This window comes from Streptomyces sp. NPDC002057, assembly GCF_040296665.1.
GTDB lineage: Bacteria > Actinomycetota > Actinomycetes > Streptomycetales > Streptomycetaceae > Streptomyces.
On record NZ_JBEOXR010000064.1, the window covers coordinates 15,786 to 34,268 of the forward strand.

Here is an 18,483-nt window from a genome sequence, read left to right on the forward strand (position 1 = left end):
CCGTCGCCCTTCGAGTCCTGGCCGAGGCCCTCCGCCGGCGCCGTGCGCGCCTCGCACGAGCGATCCCCGGCCGATGTTCCACGACGCCAGGGCCGGGGCCCCCACTCGGGCCTCCGGGACGGAGACGCGTCGCCCCGGGGGTGCATCCACGTCGGGAGGAGACGACGAAAGCAGGCTGGTCGGATGTTTCCCACCAGGAGTCCCCATGGAAATCTCTGTTCCGGACCTGGCGCCGCCGGGTCCCCACGGCTTCACCACCGCGGACGGGAAGCGTGACGCGTTCACGGCGGCGAGGCGCGCCTTCTGGACCCGTTCCGAGGGCGCGACGGCGTCCGCCCGCCCGGCGGGCGCGACCTCCTCCTCCCGCAGCCTCCTCTCCCAGCTGGCCGAAGCGGAGTACGGAGCCGACAGCGGTGCGGCACACCACCGGCAGCACGCCCTGGTCACCGCCGGGGATGTCGCGGTCGCCCGCCTGCGGAACCGGGTGCGGCTGGGCCGGACGCCCGGCCCGGAGGAGTGCGTGCGGCTCGTGGCCGAGGGCGACGGAGCACGGGGAGCCGTCTTCGAGGCGTGGCCCGAGGTCGTGCGGCTCCACGGAAGCCCCCGGGCCGCCAGATCGCTGCACTCCGGTCTCCGTGGAGCTCGGGACCCCGCGACGACGGCCACGCTGCTCCACCTCGCGGCCGCGGTCGACCTCAGGCCCCTCCCCGTGGACAGCGTCCTCCGGCTCGCCCACGGGGGCTCTCGCCGCGTGCGGCACGCGGCATGGCGGTTGCTCGCCCGGTACGGGCGCCGAGGGGAGAGCCGGCTCCGGGCGGTGCAGCCCGTGGACACCTACGAGCGCCTCCTGTGGGAAACCCTGCGTCACGAGCCGCCCGGAGGAGCCGGGTGTTCTCTGCCCTCTTCCGGGCTCCTCGTCGCACAGTCCATGCTGATGGGGCGGTTCGACCGGCCGGGCGAGGGACTGAGCGGCGGCCTCAGCGTGCTCCTCGACTCCGTCGGGGCGGCGCTCGCCTCGACCGACGGCATCGCCGGCGTGCTCACCGTGGTCACCGCCTGTCGCCCCGACCTCGAAGACGATCGTGTGCTCCTTCGCCGGCGGAGCCCTGGTCACTGGATCCTGCGGCTTCCCGTGGACAGCGACCGTCCGGCCGGCCCGCAGGACATGGGGGAGCACCGCGAAGCCCTGGCCTGGTGGGCCACCACACTGATGTCCGCGCTCGGACGGCCGCTCGACGTCCTCCACGTGCGATACGCCGACGACGGTTCGCTCGCGCTGGCCGAGGCGGCCCGGAGAATCGGTGCCGGGCTGGTCTTCACCGCGACCCCCGATCCGCATCGCCAGATGAGCGAGCGCCTCGACCACCCGGACGCCGATCCCGACCAGGTGCGCCTGGACCTGCACCGAGTGTTCCTCGCCGACCGTCTGGTCGACCGAGCCGATCGTGTGGTGGGGATCGCCGGTCGCGGCGGGACGACGGAACTGCTCCATCACTTCCCGCAGCTCGCCCGCGGATACCGGGCACGGCAACTGAGCGCCCCGCCGGAAGGTGTGGCACCTTACGAGCCGCCGCCCGGCGCGGCCAGGCGATGCGGATTCCTCCTCGACAGGATCGGCAGCCTGGCCGGATCCATCGAGGCGTCCAGACGAACGGTGCTGTTGAGCGTCGGCCGTCTGCACCCGGTGAAGCAGCAGGACGTCCTGGTCCGTGCGTGGATCGAGTCGGGATGCCACCGTGAATCGGTGCTGGTGCTCGTCGGCGGAAGCACCCGAGCGCCGGACCGCCAGGAATCCCTGATACGCGAACGGATCCACGCGGCGACCCTCGGCGACCCGGAAGCCCGGGGACGCCTGCTCCTTCTCCCCGCGCTCTCCAACGCCGACGTACGGTCGCTCGAACGCGCGCTGACCGACCCCGCTCACCGGCTCCGGGCACGCTACGTGTGTCCCAGCGCGAAGGAGGAGTTCGGTCTCGCGGTCCTCGAAGCGATGGAAGCGGGGATGGTCGTGGCCGGGCCCGAGCGCGGCGGCGTACCGCACTATCTGGACGACGGGATCAACGGCCTGCTCCTGGACACCTCGACATCGCAGGCGCTGGGCCGAGGACTGCGGCGCCTGGTGGGCCTGGACGACGAGGCCGCGGAGGCCATGGCCCGGCGAGCACGGCACCTCGTTCGCACCAGGTACTCGGCGGCTGCCATGGCGCGGGCTCTCGCGGGCCACTACGCCGACGTGGCGCCGCGAGGCCGAAGAGCGCAACGCGGCCCGTCGTCACAGCCGGACGGGCGCGTACCCGCCTGACCAGGGCAGGGCGCTGCGACGCCCGCGCGTGGTGCATCCACCGGGCGAGCGCTCCCGGAACCCTAGGTACCACTGCATCACTGGGCCGCCGCCCCTCCCGGCAGGGGCGGCGGCCGGTCCTGGAAGGCGCCATGACCGTCTCCGTCGTCCTGTTCACCTCCGACCTCCGGGTCCACGACCATCCGCCGTTGCGGGCGGCGCTCGACGGTGCGCACGAGGTGGTCCCGCTGTTCGTCCGCGACCCCGCCGTCGACCGTGCCGGCTTCGCGGCACCCAACCGCCTTGCGTTCCTCGCGGACTGCCTCGCGGACCTCGACCGTTCTCTGGGCGCTCGGGGCGGTCGCCTGGTGGTTCGCACCGGAGACACGGTGGCGGAAGTACGCGCCGTCGTGCGGCAGACCGAGGCCGACGAGGTGCACGTCGCCGCCGGATGCTCCGCTTTCGCCGGGGCGAGGCAGCGACGACTGCGCCGGATGCTGGAAGGGGACGGATGTCGCCTCTACGCGCACAACGCCGTGGTCACCGCTGTGCCGCCCGGTGTCCTCGTACCGGAGGACTCGGACCACTTCGCCGTCTTCACGCCGTACTACCGGCGATGGGCTGCGGAGACCCTGCGGACACCGCTCGACGCCCCGCGCGCCGTGCGCGTTCCCCCCGAGGTGCGGTCGGACGCGATCCCCCGACCATCCGCGAGCGCGGACGTGTCGGAGGGCCTGCCCGCCGGTGGGGAGACCCAGGGACGCGGGCGCCTCGGATCCTGGCTGTCGGGTCCCGTCGACGCCTACGCGGAGGAGCATGACGGCCTGGTGGGTGACACCACCTCGCGCCTCTCCCCGTACCTTCACTTCGGAGCCGTCTCGGCGGCCGAGGCCGTCCATCGGGCGCGGGCACGCGGGGGCGCCGGAGCGGACGCTTTCGTCCGGCAGCTCTGCTGGCGCGACTTCTACCACCAGGTGCTGGCCGCACGGCCGGCGGCGGCCACGGCGGACTACCGGGATCGACCCGTTCGCTGGCGGCGGGGCGAGGACGCCGCAGCGGATCTCGCTGCCTGGCGGGAAGGACGTACGGGTTACCCGGTGGTCGACGCCGCCATGCGACAACTCGCCCACGAGGGCTGGATGCACAATCGAGGCCGCCTGATCACCGCCTCCTTCCTCACCAGGAGGTTGTCCATCGACTGGCGGGAGGGCGCCCGTCACTTCCTCGCCCTGCTCGTCGACGGCGATGTGGCGAACAACCAGCTCAACTGGCAGTGGGTCGCGGGAACGGGAACGGACACCAGGCCCCACCGGACGTTCGACCCCGTTCTCGAAGGCCGTCGGCACGACCCGGAGGGCATCTACGTCCGTCGTTGGCTCCCCGAGCTCTCCGGCCTCGGCGGATCGGCCGTCCACGAACCCTGGCTGCTCGCCGGGACCGACCGGGCGTCCTACGACTACCCCGAGCCGCTCGTCGACCCCGGGTGACGCTCCGGAGCCCCGTCGACGAGCGCGGGGGCCCCTAGAACCCGAGGCCGGTGTCCCCGCAGGCGAGAGGGCCCGCACGGGCGTCGGTGACGCCGCTCAGGACATGGTGTTCGCCCCTGGCGGGCCTGCCAGGGGCGAACCGGACTTCGGGACACTCGGAGCGTCAGCTGATGTCGACGATGTCCACCGGTGCTTCTTCTCGTTCGTAGTTCGCCAGCGCCAGTCCGAGGGCGAAGAACGTGGGCGCCCACTCACCGACGAAGATGCCCCACCGGTCGGCCCGTTCCAGGTTCTCGCTTCGCCGCGACGTGAGCCACGAAGCAAGCGACAGCCCGATCGAGCCGAAGGCCGCAAGGTAGGCGTGCTCGCTGCTCACTCCCGCGTCGTGCAGCTTCTTGACAATCATCGTCTCTCTCGCTTCCGTTGAACCGACGGCGCCACGGTGACCGCTCATCCGGGCGATCAGGCCCCGTCCGCCGTGAGATGAGGTCAGCAACCCGAGCGCAGGTGCACAGCGCTGATGCCGCTGACACCCACCTGCTTCGCCTCATACTTCGCATTCTTCGCGTCCACGGATGCATCGACCCCGACCCGTACCGCCCCGCACCGCCGTCCATGGGCTCGCGGCCCGGCGAAGAGGGACGGCGGGTCCTTCACGAACGTGTGCATCCGCCGGCGGGCCGAAGTCCGAAACCGCTGATGACGACGGCGTATGCGAGGTCGCAGGGTCTCGTCGTCTCGTGGCGGAGGGGGCCGACGAACGGAGCGCAACATGCACACAGATCTTCTCGGGACGCCGGTGCTCGCGGCGGGTGTCTGGCAGTCGGGTCTCGCTCAGGTACTGGGCGGGCTGATCGTGGTCGCCCTTCTCATCGGAGCATTCGTGCTGGGCATCCGGGTCATGAACAGGGAACTTCCTCCCCCGGACCCGGAGTCCCAGCCGCACCGCCCCGACACCGACCAACTGCCCGGTGAGGTCTCTGAGTACCGCAAGCCTTCCGAGGTGCCGCGGACGGACGGCGAGCACCGGCTCATGCCGTACAACCTGAACAACTCCGGCGAGGCCGACACGGAGACGCCGAGCGAGGAGAAGCGCAAGTGGCGCGGTATCTCCAGCGGCGGCTTCGGCAGCGGTGGCACCGGTCACGGCGACTGATCGGCAGGGTCGGCCGGGGGTTCCATGACACGACGAAGGGCGTGCAGAGCCCGCCGGATGTGGCTCTTGACCGTGCCGAGAGGAAGCCCGGTCTCCTCCGAGATCTGCGTCTGGGTCATGTCACCGTAGATCGACATTCCGACCAGACGCCGTTGGACGGGAGAGAGGAGCCCGAGCTTCTGCAGCACGAGGACGCGGTTCAGCGCCTGTTCGCACTCGTCCCGGCTGTAGGTGCGGACCACCTGCGCGTGCTGACCGATCAGTACGCGCTGGAGGTCGTTCCGCCGCGTCCGTGCCGTACGCGCGTCCAGGATGACGTGCCGTGCGACGCCCACGATCCAGCCGCCGAGAGCACCCCGCTCCGGTCGGTATCCGGCACGGCCGCGCCAGGCGGCGATGAACACCTGCTGCGTGACGTCCTCCGCATCCTGGGTGTTGCCGAGCGCACGACGGGCGAGCGAGAACACCAGAGGCGCGTGCTGCTCGTACAGAGCGGCCAACGCGGACGGATCGCCGTTCGCGAACCGCGTCGCCAGCTCTGCCTCCGACGCGTCGAGCACGGTGGACCGGCCGACCGCCCGCACCGCCCCGGTGGGGGCCGTGGGCGGTGCCTGCCGGCGACCTCGAACGGACGACGAGGATGGGGCGGAGACCATGGCTTGCTCCTAGGGCACGGGGATGCACCGTCCCTCACACGGTCCGCCGAATCGACGCACCCCAGCAAGACGCATTGATGGTGCATCGATACGGCCGATCGCCCCGTGCGCGCCATCCGTGTGGTGGGGATCCTCAGGCCAGAACAGGCACGCCCCCGCCCGACGACGTCGTAGGCGAGCGGCCTGCGGAGAGGTGAAGCAGGGAGGGGCACGGCTCGCCGCGACGGATCAGCGTTCCGATCTCGGCACGGGCTCGCCGCAGATGCGGGAAAGGGCGTCGAGGGCCTCCCGCAGCCCCCGCGGCCGCAGCATGCCGGAGTCGGGTGTCCGCCCCGCCCAGCCGGGACCCGCCAGCAGCACCAGGGGCGCTGTGCGGGCACCGCGCAGACCGAACGTCATGCCCGCCACATGGCGTGCCAGCGCGTGGCTCGCCGTCGCCCGTGCTTGCGACCACAGCACGACCGCGGCCGGACCGCACCTGCGCACCGCCGCGTCAAGCGCCTCCGCGGGGACGGCGCCCCCGAACATCAGGGTCGCGATGCCCCGCTCGGACAGACCCGCGGCCAGCGCTTCGAGCGGAAGGGTATGGGGCTCCGACGGCACGCACGCCAGCAGCACCGGCGTGCTCGGCCTGCCGACGGCGGCGATGGCGGCCCGGCGAAGAGCGGTCGAGACCTGCCAGGACAGCAGGTGCTCGACCTCGACGTAGCGGTCGTTCGAGGACTCCCATTTACGGCCGACCGCGTGCAGCGTCGGAACCATCACCTCCTCCCAGGCCGTCACGAGGCCGTAGTCGGAGATCACCTGCTCCAGCAGCGTCTCCATCGCCGGAGCGTCCAACCGGACCGCCGCCCGGGCCAGGCCCCGGCACTCCTGTCGTACATCCCCCAGGGGCAGTCCGCCGCCCCCGACCGGCCTGCGGCGCGGGGCGGGATCGGCGTCGGACACGGTCCGGTCGGGGAGCTCCCCGACCATGCCGTCCGCATCCGGACGGTCGCTCCGGGCCGTCCGAGCGGCTTCCGCCGGAGGAATTCCCGACGCGGTGAGCCGACACATCTCCTCGAGCATCGCGACATCGGAGGGGAACCAGCGCCGGTGCTTGCCGTCCGCGCGGATCGCCGGCCCGATGCCGTAGCGCTGCTCCCAGGAACGGACGGTGGTCGGCGACACCCCCAGGCGTCGTGCCAGGGCCCCCGTGGTGATTCCCGGAGTCGTATCGGCCATGCGACCCACCTCAGGATGCGTAGACGCTGCGTCACCCTCGAACGCCGGACGATCCGGGAAGGTCGGCCCGACCTCCGCCGGATGCGCTGTCGACGCGAGCCGACTACTTCTCCGGTGGCCTCCCGCGAAGCGATGGATGTATGGGTGGCTTCGGCCGGTGACAGGCGCGCGGATGCGCACCGGGGCGAAATCTCCGCCGCCGTTCCGCCCGCCCCTGATCCCCGACTCCACGAAGACGCCGAACTCGTACCCATCCGGCGGGGCCGTGACGCCGAAGAACCGATGACGAAGGCTCCTGAGGCATGCGACGGGGTCGTGGGACAAGGGGTGGAACCGATGATCGGGCGTAGCGTCGCCGTGGTGGGGGCAGGAGTGGCGGGACTCACCGCCGCACACATCCTGTCCGGGAAATACGACGTGGTCCTGTACGAGTCGGAAGGACGACTGGGAGGACACGCCCACACCCACGAGCTGGCGACGCCCGAGGGCGGCACCCTCCGTGTCGACACGGGCTTCATCGTCCACAACGAGCGCACCTACCCCCAACTTCTGCGGCTGTTCGGTGAACTGGGCGTGACCACACAGGACTCCGAGATGAGCATGTCCGTCCGCTGCGACGGATGCGGCCTGGAGTACGCGGGTGCGCGGGGAGCCCGTGGACTCCTCGGCGGCGGCAACGCGCGCCGCGGGCGACACCTCCTGATGCTCGCCGACGTCCCGCGCTTCCACCGTGCCGCCCGCCGTCTCCTCGCAGCCGCCGACACCAGCCGTACCCTCGGCGACTTTCTCCGGGACCACCGCTTCTCCTCCTACTTCGTGAGCCACTTCGCGATCCCGCTCGTCGCGGCCGTCTGGTCCTGCGCCCCCGACACGGCGCTGCGGTACCCCGCCGCGTACCTCTTCCGATTCCTCGACCACCACGGCCTGCTGTCGGTCACGGACTCCCCGCGGTGGAAGACCGTGACCGGCGGATCGGCCTCCTACGTCGAACGCGCCGCGAAGAACCTCGCCTCCGTCCGCACCGCGACCCCCGTACGCAGCGTCCTGCGCGGCGCCGACCACGTGCGCGTGTTCACCGACGACGGAGAATCGACCGAACACGCCGCCGTCGTGATCGCCGTCCACCCCGACCAGGCCCTCCGGCTCCTCGCCGACCCCACGGACCAGGAACGGCGTGTCCTGGGAGCCTTCACCTACTCCCGCAATCCCACCGTGCTGCACCGCGACACGACCCTCCTACCGCGGTCTCCCCACGCGCACGCGTCATGGAACTACTACCTCCCCTCGTGCTCCGCACGCCCCGGCTCCGTCCAGGTCAGCTACGACATGAACCGGCTCCAGCGCCTGCCCTCCGACGAGCCGCACATCGTCACGCTCAACCCCGGCGACCGGCTCGACGAGTCCACCGTGCTCGCCCGCATGACCTACGAACACCCCGTCTACACCCCCGAATCCGTGGCCGCCCAGCATCTGCTGCCCACCCTCCGAGGTCCCGTCACCGCCTATGCGGGCGCCTACCACGGGTGGGGCTTCCACGAAGACGGCTGCCGCTCCGGCGTCGAGGCCGCTCGGCACCTGGGGGCGAACTGGTGAAGCACGCCCGCCACCTCGACGTCCGACAGACCTTGCCCACCGAGGCCGACAACCAGGGAAAGACTCCGTGAAGCCCTTCTCGCACGACGCCATGACCACCCGGACCTCCCCCGGTCCGACGCCCCCGCGGCAGCGCACCCGCGACCACGCTCCGAACGGAGTCGCGACGCGCGTCGCCGAGGCACTGCGCCCCTTCCTGCCCCCGGGCAGGTCGCCCGTGCGCCTGCGATGCTGGGACGGCAGCGAAGCCGGCCCCGCCGACGCCCCCGTCGTCGTCATCCGCACCCCGCGAGCGCTGCGCCGGATTCTCTGGCAGCCCGGCGAACTAGGCCTCGCGGAGGCCTACATCGCCGGTGAGATCGACACCGACGGAGACCTCGGCAGCGCCCTGGCGCACGTGTGGGCGGGCCTCGCCGGACGCCCCGCCGCCCGCCCCCGGCCCGGCGACCTCGCGCACGCGGGCCGCGTCGCGCTCGGGCTGGGAGCTCTCGGCCCCCGTCCCGCACCTCCCGGCGCCCCACGAGCCCGCCTCCAGGGCCGGCTCCACACCACGAGCCGTGACCGCGCGGCCATCAGCCACCACTACGACCTGTCCAACGCCTTCTACTCGCTGCTGCTCGACGAGACCATGGCGTACTCCTCCGCCTACTGGAGGCAACCCGAATCCGCCGCGTACGGCCTCGCCGACGCGCAGCGCGACAAACTCGACCTGATCTGCCGGAAACTGGGACTCGAACCCGGCATGCGGCTCCTCGACATCGGCTGCGGATGGGGCTCCCTCGCCGTGCACGCGGCCCGGGAGCACCACGTACGCGTCACCGCGGTCACCCTCTCCGCCGAGCAGGCCGACCATGTCCGCGCGCGCGTCGTGCGTGAGGGACTCGACGACCTCGTCGAGGTCGAGCTGCGGCACTACCGCGACATCGCGAGCGGCGGCTACGACGCGGTGACGGCCATCGAGATGGGGGAGCACGTGGGGGACGCCGACTACCCCGATTTCGCGGCCCTCCTGCACCGGATGCTGCGCCCGCGCGGCCGCGCTCTCGTCCAGCAGATGTCACGCGGCTCGACGGCCCCCGGTGGAGGCCCCTTCATCGAGACCTACATCGCGCCCGACATGCACATGCGCCCCGTCGGACAGACCCTGACCCTTCTGGAGGCGGCGGGGCTCGAAGTCCGCTCGACCGAGTCGCTCCGCGAGCACTACGTCACGACCATCGCGGCCTGGCACCGCACCCTGGAGGACCGCTGGGACGACTTCGTCGGCCTGGTGGGCGAACCCACCGCCCGCGTCTGGCGCCTCTACCTCGTCGGCAGTGGTCTCGCCTTCGCCCAACACCGCATGGGCGTCGACCAGATCCTCGCGGTGAGGACGGACGACCGCGGCACCGCGTCGATGCCCGCCACACCCGCCTCCTGGTACGGAAGCGGCGTCGCGGGGGAGGAGACGGCGTGACGGCGGTCGATCCCGGTGCCGTGGCTCTTTGGGGCAGCGGCAGACGTCCCCTCGAAGCCCATCCGGCCGCCACGTCGACGGACGGACGCACGGGCCCCCGGCGGGAGCACCGACCGGAACGGCACCGCGCGAGGGGCTGCGCGCGCACCCCGCGGGTCAGATCAGCCCGGTGCGCTTCGCGACGCTCTCGGAGAGTTTCATCCTCTCGTGTCCCTCGTCGCCGATCCGGTCGAGGACCGCGGCGACCAAGGACTCCACGAGAGCCAGGGCAGGCGTGAGACTGTCGTACGGGGAGTCGGACGTCACCTGGGTGGTGAGGACGACGTCCGCGTGGGCCGCCGCCGGCGACAGCCACGGGTCGGTGAAGACGATGACCTTCCCGCCCCGTTCGCGGGCCAGTTCGGCGATGACGGTCTTGTCGGGTTCGTAGCGCCGGTAGTCGAACACCACGGTGACGTCACGTCGTGCGAGCTGAGTGAGGAAGGAAGTCCGTTCCACGTCCCGGTCGGGGAGGAAATGCACCTGGTCACGGAATTGCGTGAGGTGCAGGCCCAGGTACTGGGCCAGGAGGTGGGTGAACCTGCCGCCGGCGACGTGCACGCGGCGGCGGGGATCGCTCAGCAGATTCACCGCGTCGTAGAACTCGTGCGGAGCGACCTCGTCGAAGGTCTGCGACACGGCCTGCTGCACGAGCGAGAGGGCCGCCCCGAGCCGGGGATCGGACGTCCCCTCGGACCGGTCCGCCCCGTCGCGCTGCGGCGCTCCCGAGTGCTCGTACAGGGTGATGGGGGAGGCCGTCCGCGCGTCGAGTTCGGAGCGCAGAGCCGCCTGCAGGTCGGGGAAGCCCTTGAAGCCCAGGCGGGAGGCGCAGCGCAGCACCGTGGGAGCGGAGACCGACGCGCGCTCCGCGATGGTGGCGACCGTCTCGAAGACCGCGGCCGGGTATCCGGCCAGCAGGACCCGTGCGACCTTGCGCTCGGCCGGACTCAGGTCTCCCAGTCGCTTGCGCATCTCGTCGGCCAGCGTAGGGCTCATCGGCTTTCCTCCCCGGGGTGGTCCGGTCGCGGCGATCCGCCGCTGCCACCAGCCGCGACCAGGCCATGCTCACTTCCTGACCAAATGTACCGCCTGTTACGTGCGGGGCGCAGGGGCCTGCTCGTTACATCCCGGGGTGCGCGCTCGGAGGGGCGCGTGCGGAAGCGCCGACCCCCGGGGACGCCACCCGTGATCGGTGCACGCCGCCCACCGCTCCGGACGACGCGCCGACGGCCGATGGACTGCCCCTGTCGGTGTAACGCATATTTCAAAAACGGCTTGTATCAAGTGAATGTAATGAGCGATACTCTGATGGCGGCGGTCGCTCTGGAGCGGCTGTACGTCGTGCCGGGACCGCACGGAGGTGCTCGGGGTGCGGGCGGACGGCCGATGTGGCTCGTCGGTCCCTGCTCACGGGCCGGTCCGTGACGGAGCCGGCCCGCGAGTCGAAGGTCGTGGCCTCGGTCGGTCAGCTCTTGGTCACGGTGCAGGTGTAGGGGGAGGAGCCGGAGCCGCTGTAGGCCTCGATGTCCACGTAGTACGTGCCCGACCCGGAGGCGGTCCTGGTGAAGGTGAGGGATTCGTCGGTGCCTGCGCCGTTGTTGACGGAGCGTTCGAGGGTGCCGCCGGAGGAGTCGAGCCAGTAGAGATCGGCGTCGTAGGCGCCCGGGACGGCGCACTGCACGGACGCGTTCTGTCCCGACCCGAGGGTGACCTTGAAGTAGTCGCGGTCGACGGTCGACTTCATGGTGCCGCTCAGAGCGGCGGGGGAGGAGAGGCCGGTGGCATCGTTCGCGGTGTCACGGGTGTCGTTCGGTTCGGTCTCCGTCAGACCGCCGCCGGACGGGGAGCCGCAGTTCGTCACGGGGGCGCCGTTGTAGAGGTTGGCGTCGGGGACCCCGTTGGTGACGCTGCGCAGGTAGTAGCCGCACGTGGGGCGGTTCTTGAAGTCGAACGTCGAACCCGGCGCGAGGCGCCAGATCTTGAAGTTCGAGTACGTCAGTGGCTTGCGGTCCGCGGCCTGCTCGGGCTGATGGTCGGCGAGGACGACGTAGGCGTCCTTGCCGTACTCGGTCGCCATGCCGTTGCGGTCGATGAACAGCGAGCCGCCGCCCTCCTCGACGCCGACGGCCCAGGCGGCGCCACCCGTGGTGAGCCCGTCCTTCACCGCCCGGGCGACGAACGCCATGCTGCGGCCCATGCGGTCGCGCGTCACGAAGTGGGAGTCGTTGATGACCCCGCCGTAGTGGGCCCACTGGAACATGCCGGTGGTGAAGCTGATGTAACGGTCGTAGGGATTGGCCAGTGCCTCGCTGGTGGTGACGCTGCCGTTGCAGGCGTCGTACACGAGGGGGCTGTTGATGTGATGGCCCGCGCTGCCTCCGCCCGATCCGCCGCCCTTGGCCACCACGGACTCCACGGAGGCTTCGAGCGCGGTTCCCTTCCAGGCGGCGTACCGGCACTGGTCGCCGCCGGCGAAGTACACGAACTCGGCGTTCCGCACGTCGGTGTTCACCTGGCTGTTGTTGCCGTCGGTGGCGGCGGTGAGCGTCCAGGTCGTACAGGAGTTGACCCCCGCCAGGCTCATGACGGTGTCGCATTCGGGTGTTTTGCTGCCCGAGGTCGGCGCCGAGCCGGCGAGGACGACGACGTCGATGCTTCCGGTTCCGCCGCGGATCTCCGCGATGGCCCTGTTCATGGAGGCGGGCACGACGGCGCCGGCGCCGTTCATGGTGAAGGCGGGGCCGTTCCACGAGGTACGGCTGACGTCCGCGGCCGAACCGAGCCGGACACGATCGGCGGCCGCGTGGGCGGGCTGTTGCGTGGTGAGGGACATCGCCAGGGTCAGCAGGGTGACGGCCAGCGCCGGGGCGGATCTGCGGGTGGCGGGTGACGCCATGATGCGCTCCATGGGGGCAGGGGGATGGTGGCGGCGCGGGGGTGCCGGCTGCCGAAGCGGCGTATCGGCGGCGTGCGACCCCCGGGGCTCCGAGTTGGTAGCGGAACTTACAGATAGTTCAGCTCGGGCGGAAGATGTACGGCCTGTTTTCTCTCCTCACCGGTTCGCGGCAGCCATGAATCAGGCCTGAACTGGCAAAAGAGTCCTGGCATGCGGGGAAGTCGGGGGCGTTACATCAACGTAACGCGCGATACATCTAGCCAACTTCTTGTTTGGTCTGTAACTTCCGTGCTGTGACCGGCGGCTTGAATCCGTCGGCCGAATCCCCGAGAGGTTCGACCCCGATGAACGCTCGTGTTACCCGCTGCCTTGCGGCTGCCGTTGTCACGACCACGGCCCTTGCGACGCTCGCCGCGTGCGGAGACGCCGATCCCGCCCCCGCCGCGGGCGGAACGGTCACCGTCGACGGCGTCCGGATCGAGAAGGACCCCGCCCTCCACGCGATGCTGCCGGACGCCATCAAGAAGGCGGGGAAGGTCCGCGTCGCCACCGACGTGCCGTACCCGCCCTTCGAGATGTTCGTGAAGGAGGGCGAGACCGCTCTGACCGGGCTCGACTACGACCTGGGGCAGGCGCTCGGCGGGAAGCTCGGCGTGACGTTCGCCTTCACGCCGCAGAAGTTCGACGGCATCGTGCCCGCGATCCAGGCCGGCAAGTTCGACGTCGCCATGTCGGCCATCACCGACAACAAGGAGCGTCAGCAGGTCGTCGACTTCGTCGACTACTCGCAGTCGGGATCCGGCATCCTCGTCGGCAACGACAACCCCGCCAGGATCGCCGGACTGAACGACCTGTGCGGCAAGAAGGTCGCCGTCCAGACCGCGACCAACCAGCTCGACCTCCTCAAGGGCCACCAGGCGACGTGCTCGAAGGCCGGCAAGGGGGCCGTGGAGATCCAGACCTTCCCCAAGGACTCCGACGCCCAGCTCGCGCTGCGCTCCGGGAAGGTCGTGGCCCAGGTCCTGACGAAGCCGGCCGCCGGCTGGGTCGCCAAGACGGCCGACGGAGGCAAGGCCTTCGACCTGGTCGAGGACCCGGCCGCGCCCGGCGGCTACAACGCCTCGCCCAACGGCATCGCCGTGAGCAAGCAGCTGCCCGAACTCACCGACGCGATCCAGAAGGCCCTCCAGGCCCTCATCGACGACGGCACCGTCACCAAGATCTACACCAAGTACGGCGTCGCCTCGATCGCCGTCAAGGAAGCCACCAGGAACGCGGCGGTCGACTGAAGATGACCGATACCGCGACCACCCCCGAGACCATCTCCACGCCCGAGCCGGCCGCCCAGGACCTCGAAGTGGTCCCCGTCCGCAACTACGGACGCTGGATCGCCGCCACGGCGTCGATCCTGGGACTCGTCGGACTGATCGGCTCCCTGGCGAAGAACGACAACCTGCACTGGGACGTCGTCGCCCGGTACCTCTTCGCCGACCTGATCTTCGACGGCCTCGCCACGACCCTCTGGCTCACCGCCGCCGCCATGGCCCTCGGCCTCGGCCTCGGCACCCTCATCGCGGTGATGCGGCTGTCCACGAGCCCCGTGCTCTACGGACTCGCGAACGCCTTCGTCTGGGTGTTCCGCGGCACCCCGCTCCTCGTCCAGATCATCTTCTGGGGCTACGCCGCGGCCCTGTACAAGTACGTGAAGATCGGTGTCCCCTTCACCGACATCACCTTCTTCCAGGCCGAGACGAACGCCCTCCTCACCCCCGCCGTCGCGGCCCTGCTCGCGCTCGGCCTGAACGAGGCCGCGTACGCCTCGGAGATCGTCCGCGCGGGCATCCAGTCCGTCGACCACGGACAGGCCGAAGCCGCGCACTCCCTGGGCATGCGGCCCGCGCTCACCATGCGACGGATCGTCCTGCCCCAGGCCATGCGCGTCATCATCCCGCCGATGGGCAACGAGACCATCAACATGCTCAAGATGACCGCCCTCGTCTCGGTCATCTCCGCCCACGACCTCATGTCGAACATCCAGGACGTGTACGCGCAGAACTACCAGGTCATCCCCATGCTGGTCGTCGCCAGCCTCTGGTACCTCGCGCTCGTCACCCTGCTCAGCGTCCCCCAGGCATGGCTGGAACGACGGTACGGACGGGGCACCGCCCACGCCGGCCACGTGTCCCCGCTGCAGCGGATGCTGGGAGGCGCCACGGGGCTGATCGGCAGGAAGAACAAGGAGACGGGCCGATGAACGCCCCCATGGTGCGCGCCGAGGGCGTGCGCAAGCACTTCGGAAAGCTGGAGGTCCTCCAGGGGATCGACCTCACGGTCGAGCGTGGGCAGGTGTGCTGCCTCCTGGGGCCCTCGGGCTCGGGGAAGTCCACCTTCCTGCGGTGCGTCAACCACCTGGAGAAGGTCGACGGCGGCAGGCTCACCGTCGACGGCGAGCTCGTCGGCTACCGGCAGCACGGCAACAAGCTGCATGAGCTGCGCGAGCGGGAGGTCGCCGAGCGCCGCCGCGACATCGGCATGGTCTTCCAGCGCTTCAACCTCTTCCCCCACATGACCGCGCTCGACAACGTCGTCGAGGCCCCGGTCAAGGTGGGCGGGGTGCCGAGGGCGGCAGCCCGCGAACAGGCGCGCCACCTGCTGGATCAGGTGGGCCTCGGCGATCGCGCCGGACACTACCCGGCCCAGCTCTCCGGCGGGCAGCAGCAGCGCGTGGCCATCGCACGAGCCCTCGCGATGGAGCCCAAGCTCATGCTCTTCGACGAGCCCACGTCCGCCCTCGACCCCGAACTCGTCGGCGACGTCCTGGACGTCATGCGCCGACTCGCCGCCGACGGCATGACCATGGTCGTCGTCACCCACGAGATCGGCTTCGCCCGCGAGGTCGGCGACACCGCCGTCTTCATGGACCAGGGCGTCGTCGTCGAAGCGGGCGATCCCCGACAGGTCCTCGTCGACCCGGAGCAGGAGCGCACCCGCGCCTTCCTGTCCAAGGTCCTGTGAACGCGCCCCCTCGTCCGCTGCTCAGCGCGGAGCTGCTGACCCTGGCGCGCGCTCGCCACACCCAGTACCTGACGGATCTTCGCGACCTCGTCTCGATCGACTCCGGCTCCTACAGCCCGGACGGCGTCAACAAGGTCGCCGACTGGGTGCAGCAGCGCCTCCTCCGCATCGGATTCGACGTCGAGCGGGTCCGCTTCCCGGCCGACCACCGCTACCAAGCCGGTGACGCCGTCATCGGGCGCAAGCGCGGCGGACTCGACCCCGCCGCGGACGGCCGCAGGATCCTCCTCGCCGCACACATGGACACCGTCTTCGACGACGGCACGGCGGACGACCGGCCGTTCCACCTGAACGGAGCCATCGCCTACGGCCCCGGGGTCAGCGACGACAAGGGCGGACTGCTGGCCGGCCTCACCGCCCTGGAGATCCTCCAGGAGGCCTCCGTCCAGGACTTCGGCGAGCTCGTGTTCCTCGCCACCCCCGACGAGGAGATCGGCTCCCAGGTCAGCCGACCGCTCATCGAACGGACCGCGCGGGGCATGCACTACGGCCTCGGCCTCGAATGCGCCCGGGAGAACGGCGACCTCGTCGTCGCCCGCAAGGGCGTCGCCGACTTCCGGCTGACGGTCACCGGCCGCGCCGCGCACGCCGGCATCGAGCCGGAGCGCGGTGCCAACGCGGCCCTCGCCGCCGCCCATCTCACCGTGGAACTGCAAGGTCTCAACGGACACTGGGACGACGTCACCATCAACGTCGGAGTCGTCCGGGCGGGCACCCGCCCCAACATCGTCTGTGCCGAAGCCGAACTGCACATCGAAGTCCGCGCCGCCACCTCGGCCGACATGAGGCGTGCCACCCGAGCCATCCGTCAGGCCGCCGCCTGCCCCGCCGTGCCCGGAACCGCCGTCACCGTCGAGCAGATCGACCTGTGCCCCCCGATGGAGGACACTCCCGCCTCACGGCGGGTCTTCGAAGCGGCACGCAAGGCCGCCTCCGCCTACGGCGTGCGGCTGGGAGCGGCCGCCACCGGAGGAGTCGGCGACGCCAACCTCATCGCCGGTGCGGGAGTGCCCACACTGGACGGCCTCGGCCCCGTGGGAGGGGCCGACCACACCCCCGGCGAATGGCTCGACACCTCCAGCGTCGCCCACCGCGTCGCGATGCTGGCCTGTCTGATCGCCTCGCTCGGCAGCGCCGGCAACGACTCCTGACCCGTGCGACGAGCCGGGCCCAGCAGAGTCGACCTTCCCGCCGACGTCCCCGGCAGTCCTTCCCGTCGCCCTGCCGGGGCACCGACCAGGGCCTCCCGGCCGACAGCCGAGGGGCCCTGGTCACACCCCACCCGATCCGCCCACGGAGGCATCATGCGCGCACACCCCGGATCCGCACGCCGCGTCGTCCTTGCCGGCAGCACCGCACTCGTCCTCGGTCTCCTCGCCGCCACTCCGGCGGCGCAGGCCGTCCCCGCCGGTCCGCACCACCCCGGCTCGCTCGTTCTGGTGGGCGGCGGGCTCAAGGACGACAACAGCCAGGTCTACGGCGAGATCATCAAGCGCGCCGGCGGAGCGAAGGCCCGCATCGGTGTCATCACCGCCGCGTCCGTGCCCGAGAGCCAGGACCCGGACGCCGGAGACCCGGAGCGGTGCAGCAACTCCGCCTGCAACGGCGCCTACTACGCGAGCCTCTTCAAGAAGCACGGCGCCGCCGACGCCCAGTGGGTCCCCATCGACCTCGACCACATCGCGAACGCCGACTCCGACAGCGTCGTCGCCCAGGTCAACGCCATGACCGGCTTCTTCTTCGGAGGAGGGGACCAGTACCGCTACGTCACCACGCTCCTCAACGGTGACAGGCACACCGACTCCAAGGTCCTCGCCGCCATCCGCGCCAAGCTCGCCCGGGGAGCCGTCGTCGCCGGGTCGTCCGCCGGCGCGCAGATCGCCTCCGGCCCCGACATGGTCAGCGGCGGCGAGTCCTACGAGGCCCTCCGCGACGGCAGCAGCCCCGGCTACTTCGACGACGCCACCCGCCTCGGGTACATACCCCGGGGCGGCTTCGGCTTCCTGCGCTCCGGGCTCGTCGACACCCACACCGGCGCCTACGGCCGTGAGGGACGTGCCCTGCGACTGGCCGGCGACACGCACCACGACCGGGTCTACGCCCTGGAGGAGAACACCGCCCTCGTCGTCGACAACCCCGGCAGCACCGACGAGCGCCTGTCCGTCCTCGGCCCCCAGGGCGTCGCCGTCCTGGACCTCCGCCGTGCGCGTGCCCGCACCACCACGGCCGGCTGGTCCCTCAGCAACGCCCGCTACACCTACCTCACCCACGGAGACCGGTACGCGGCCCGCACCGGAACGCCCCTCCCGGCCCCCGGCAAGAAGCCCCTGATCCCGCGCGACACCACCCCGGTGCCGCCCAACACCGACGTCTTCTACTCGGCCGCCAACCCCGACGGCAGGCCCTACTCCTTCCGCACCACCGCCCGTGAACTCGCCGCCCGCCTCCAGACCCGGGCCACGGCGACGACGTACGAGACCCGGCCCGGTTTCACCGTCACCTTCACCGAGCCGCGCGGCTTCACGGCCTGGTCCGACACCGCCGGCAGCCCGCAGACCCTGATCGGACTGCGCATCGACATCGCGCCCGAGTAGCCGACGCCGTGCTCCGTGGGAACGGC

15 protein-coding genes are annotated in these 18,483 nt (G+C 71.1%); 10 read left to right on the top strand and 5 right to left on the bottom strand.

Annotated features, from left to right (window positions below):
* The first annotated feature begins 205 nt into the window (after positions 1-205).
* Together ABT129_RS33485 and ABT129_RS33490 are read left to right on the top strand one after the other, a co-directional pair.
* Complete coding sequence (locus ABT129_RS33485) at positions 206-2,302, top strand: glycosyltransferase (protein ID WP_351909173.1); 2,097 nt, start codon at positions 206-208, stop codon at positions 2,300-2,302.
* Between the two features lie 131 nt (positions 2,303-2,433).
* Positions 2,434-3,768, top strand: coding sequence for a cryptochrome/photolyase family protein (locus ABT129_RS33490; protein WP_351909175.1), 1,335 nt, complete (start codon positions 2,434-2,436; stop codon positions 3,766-3,768).
* A 163-nt stretch (positions 3,769-3,931) separates the two neighbouring features.
* Here the strand turns inward: ABT129_RS33490 and ABT129_RS33495 are convergent, their stop codons facing one another.
* The gene (locus tag ABT129_RS33495) at positions 3,932-4,174 is read right to left on the bottom strand and encodes a hypothetical protein (protein ID WP_351909177.1); all 243 of its coding nucleotides are present in this window, start codon (positions 4,172-4,174) and stop codon (positions 3,932-3,934) included.
* Between the two features lie 366 nt (positions 4,175-4,540).
* On the opposite strand from ABT129_RS33495, the gene ABT129_RS33500 reads away from it, so the two are divergent.
* Positions 4,541-4,924 (top strand): DUF6479 family protein, encoded by a 384-nt coding sequence (locus tag ABT129_RS33500; RefSeq protein ID WP_351909179.1) that lies wholly within the window; start codon positions 4,541-4,543, stop codon positions 4,922-4,924.
* On the opposite strand, the gene ABT129_RS33505 is transcribed toward ABT129_RS33500, so the two are convergent.
* Entirely contained in the window at positions 4,912-5,580 is a 669-nt protein-coding gene (locus tag ABT129_RS33505) for an RNA polymerase sigma factor (protein WP_351909181.1), read from the bottom strand. The two genes, ABT129_RS33500 and ABT129_RS33505, sit on opposite strands and share 13 nt — an antisense overlap.
* 228 nt (positions 5,581-5,808) lie before the next feature.
* Positions 5,809-6,804, bottom strand: a complete 996-nt coding sequence (locus ABT129_RS33510; protein WP_351909183.1) for a MerR family transcriptional regulator — start codon at positions 6,802-6,804, stop codon at positions 5,809-5,811.
* 336 nt (positions 6,805-7,140) lie between these two features.
* Between ABT129_RS33510 and ABT129_RS33515 the strand changes: the two genes are divergently transcribed.
* Entirely contained in the window at positions 7,141-8,397 is a 1,257-nt protein-coding gene (locus ABT129_RS33515) for an NAD(P)/FAD-dependent oxidoreductase (RefSeq protein ID WP_351909185.1), read from the top strand.
* 91 nt (positions 8,398-8,488) lie between these two features.
* Positions 8,489-9,853: a class I SAM-dependent methyltransferase gene (locus tag ABT129_RS33520; protein ID WP_502981991.1), complete on the top strand. Its 1,365-nt coding sequence runs from the start codon at positions 8,489-8,491 to the stop codon at positions 9,851-9,853.
* A 156-nt stretch (positions 9,854-10,009) separates the two neighbouring features.
* Here the strand turns inward: ABT129_RS33520 and ABT129_RS33525 are convergent, their stop codons facing one another.
* Entirely contained in the window at positions 10,010-10,888 is an 879-nt protein-coding gene (locus ABT129_RS33525) for a MurR/RpiR family transcriptional regulator (protein ID WP_351909189.1), read from the bottom strand.
* Between the two features lie 469 nt (positions 10,889-11,357).
* Positions 11,358-12,788: a pre-peptidase C-terminal domain-containing protein gene (locus ABT129_RS33530; protein ID WP_351909191.1), complete on the bottom strand. Its 1,431-nt coding sequence runs from the start codon at positions 12,786-12,788 to the stop codon at positions 11,358-11,360.
* 344 nt (positions 12,789-13,132) lie between these two features.
* On the opposite strand from ABT129_RS33530, the gene ABT129_RS33535 reads away from it, so the two are divergent.
* From ABT129_RS33535 to ABT129_RS33555, 5 genes are all read left to right on the top strand, one after another.
* Complete coding sequence (locus ABT129_RS33535) at positions 13,133-14,077, top strand: ABC transporter substrate-binding protein (RefSeq protein WP_351909193.1); 945 nt, start codon at positions 13,133-13,135, stop codon at positions 14,075-14,077.
* A gap of 2 nt (positions 14,078-14,079) precedes the next feature.
* A complete protein-coding gene (locus ABT129_RS33540; RefSeq protein WP_351909195.1) occupies positions 14,080-15,042 on the top strand; it encodes an amino acid ABC transporter permease in 963 nt (320 codons plus the stop codon).
* 8 nt (positions 15,043-15,050) lie between these two features.
* On the top strand, positions 15,051-15,803 hold the full coding sequence (locus tag ABT129_RS33545; protein ID WP_351909223.1) for an amino acid ABC transporter ATP-binding protein: 753 nt from the start codon (positions 15,051-15,053) through the stop codon (positions 15,801-15,803).
* Positions 15,800-17,014, top strand: a complete 1,215-nt coding sequence (locus tag ABT129_RS33550) for a M20 family metallopeptidase (protein ID WP_351909197.1) — start codon at positions 15,800-15,802, stop codon at positions 17,012-17,014. The genes ABT129_RS33545 and ABT129_RS33550 overlap by 4 nt, the downstream gene beginning before the upstream one ends.
* 153 nt (positions 17,015-17,167) lie before the next feature.
* Entirely contained in the window at positions 17,168-18,457 is a 1,290-nt protein-coding gene (locus ABT129_RS33555; RefSeq protein ID WP_351909199.1) for a cyanophycinase, read from the top strand.
* The last annotated feature ends 26 nt before the right edge of the window (positions 18,458-18,483 follow it).

What these genes read in the sequence shown, in the direction of transcription:
- ABT129_RS33530 (WP_351909191.1), bottom strand. Translation starts at nt 12,788, where the DNA reads ATGGCGTCACCCGCCACCCGCAGATCCGCCCCGGCGCTGGCCGTCACC.
- ABT129_RS33545 (WP_351909223.1), top strand. Translation starts at nt 15,051, where the DNA reads ATGGTGCGCGCCGAGGGCGTGCGCAAGCACTTCGGAAAGCTGGAGGTC.
- ABT129_RS33505 (WP_351909181.1), bottom strand. Translation starts at nt 5,580, where the DNA reads ATGGTCTCCGCCCCATCCTCGTCGTCCGTTCGAGGTCGCCGGCAGGCA.
- ABT129_RS33495 (WP_351909177.1), bottom strand. Translation starts at nt 4,174, where the DNA reads ATGATTGTCAAGAAGCTGCACGACGCGGGAGTGAGCAGCGAGCACGCC.
- ABT129_RS33490 (WP_351909175.1), top strand. Translation starts at nt 2,434, where the DNA reads ATGACCGTCTCCGTCGTCCTGTTCACCTCCGACCTCCGGGTCCACGAC.
- ABT129_RS33520 (WP_502981991.1), top strand. Translation starts at nt 8,489, where the DNA reads ATGACCACCCGGACCTCCCCCGGTCCGACGCCCCCGCGGCAGCGCACC.
- ABT129_RS33540 (WP_351909195.1), top strand. Translation starts at nt 14,080, where the DNA reads ATGACCGATACCGCGACCACCCCCGAGACCATCTCCACGCCCGAGCCG.
- ABT129_RS33515 (WP_351909185.1), top strand. Translation starts at nt 7,141, where the DNA reads ATGATCGGGCGTAGCGTCGCCGTGGTGGGGGCAGGAGTGGCGGGACTC.
- ABT129_RS33510 (WP_351909183.1), bottom strand. Translation starts at nt 6,804, where the DNA reads ATGGCCGATACGACTCCGGGAATCACCACGGGGGCCCTGGCACGACGC.
- ABT129_RS33525 (WP_351909189.1), bottom strand. Translation starts at nt 10,888, where the DNA reads ATGAGCCCTACGCTGGCCGACGAGATGCGCAAGCGACTGGGAGACCTG.
- ABT129_RS33535 (WP_351909193.1), top strand. Translation starts at nt 13,133, where the DNA reads ATGAACGCTCGTGTTACCCGCTGCCTTGCGGCTGCCGTTGTCACGACC.
- ABT129_RS33500 (WP_351909179.1), top strand. Translation starts at nt 4,541, where the DNA reads ATGCACACAGATCTTCTCGGGACGCCGGTGCTCGCGGCGGGTGTCTGG.
- ABT129_RS33485 (WP_351909173.1), top strand. Translation starts at nt 206, where the DNA reads ATGGAAATCTCTGTTCCGGACCTGGCGCCGCCGGGTCCCCACGGCTTC.
- ABT129_RS33555 (WP_351909199.1), top strand. Translation starts at nt 17,168, where the DNA reads ATGCGCGCACACCCCGGATCCGCACGCCGCGTCGTCCTTGCCGGCAGC.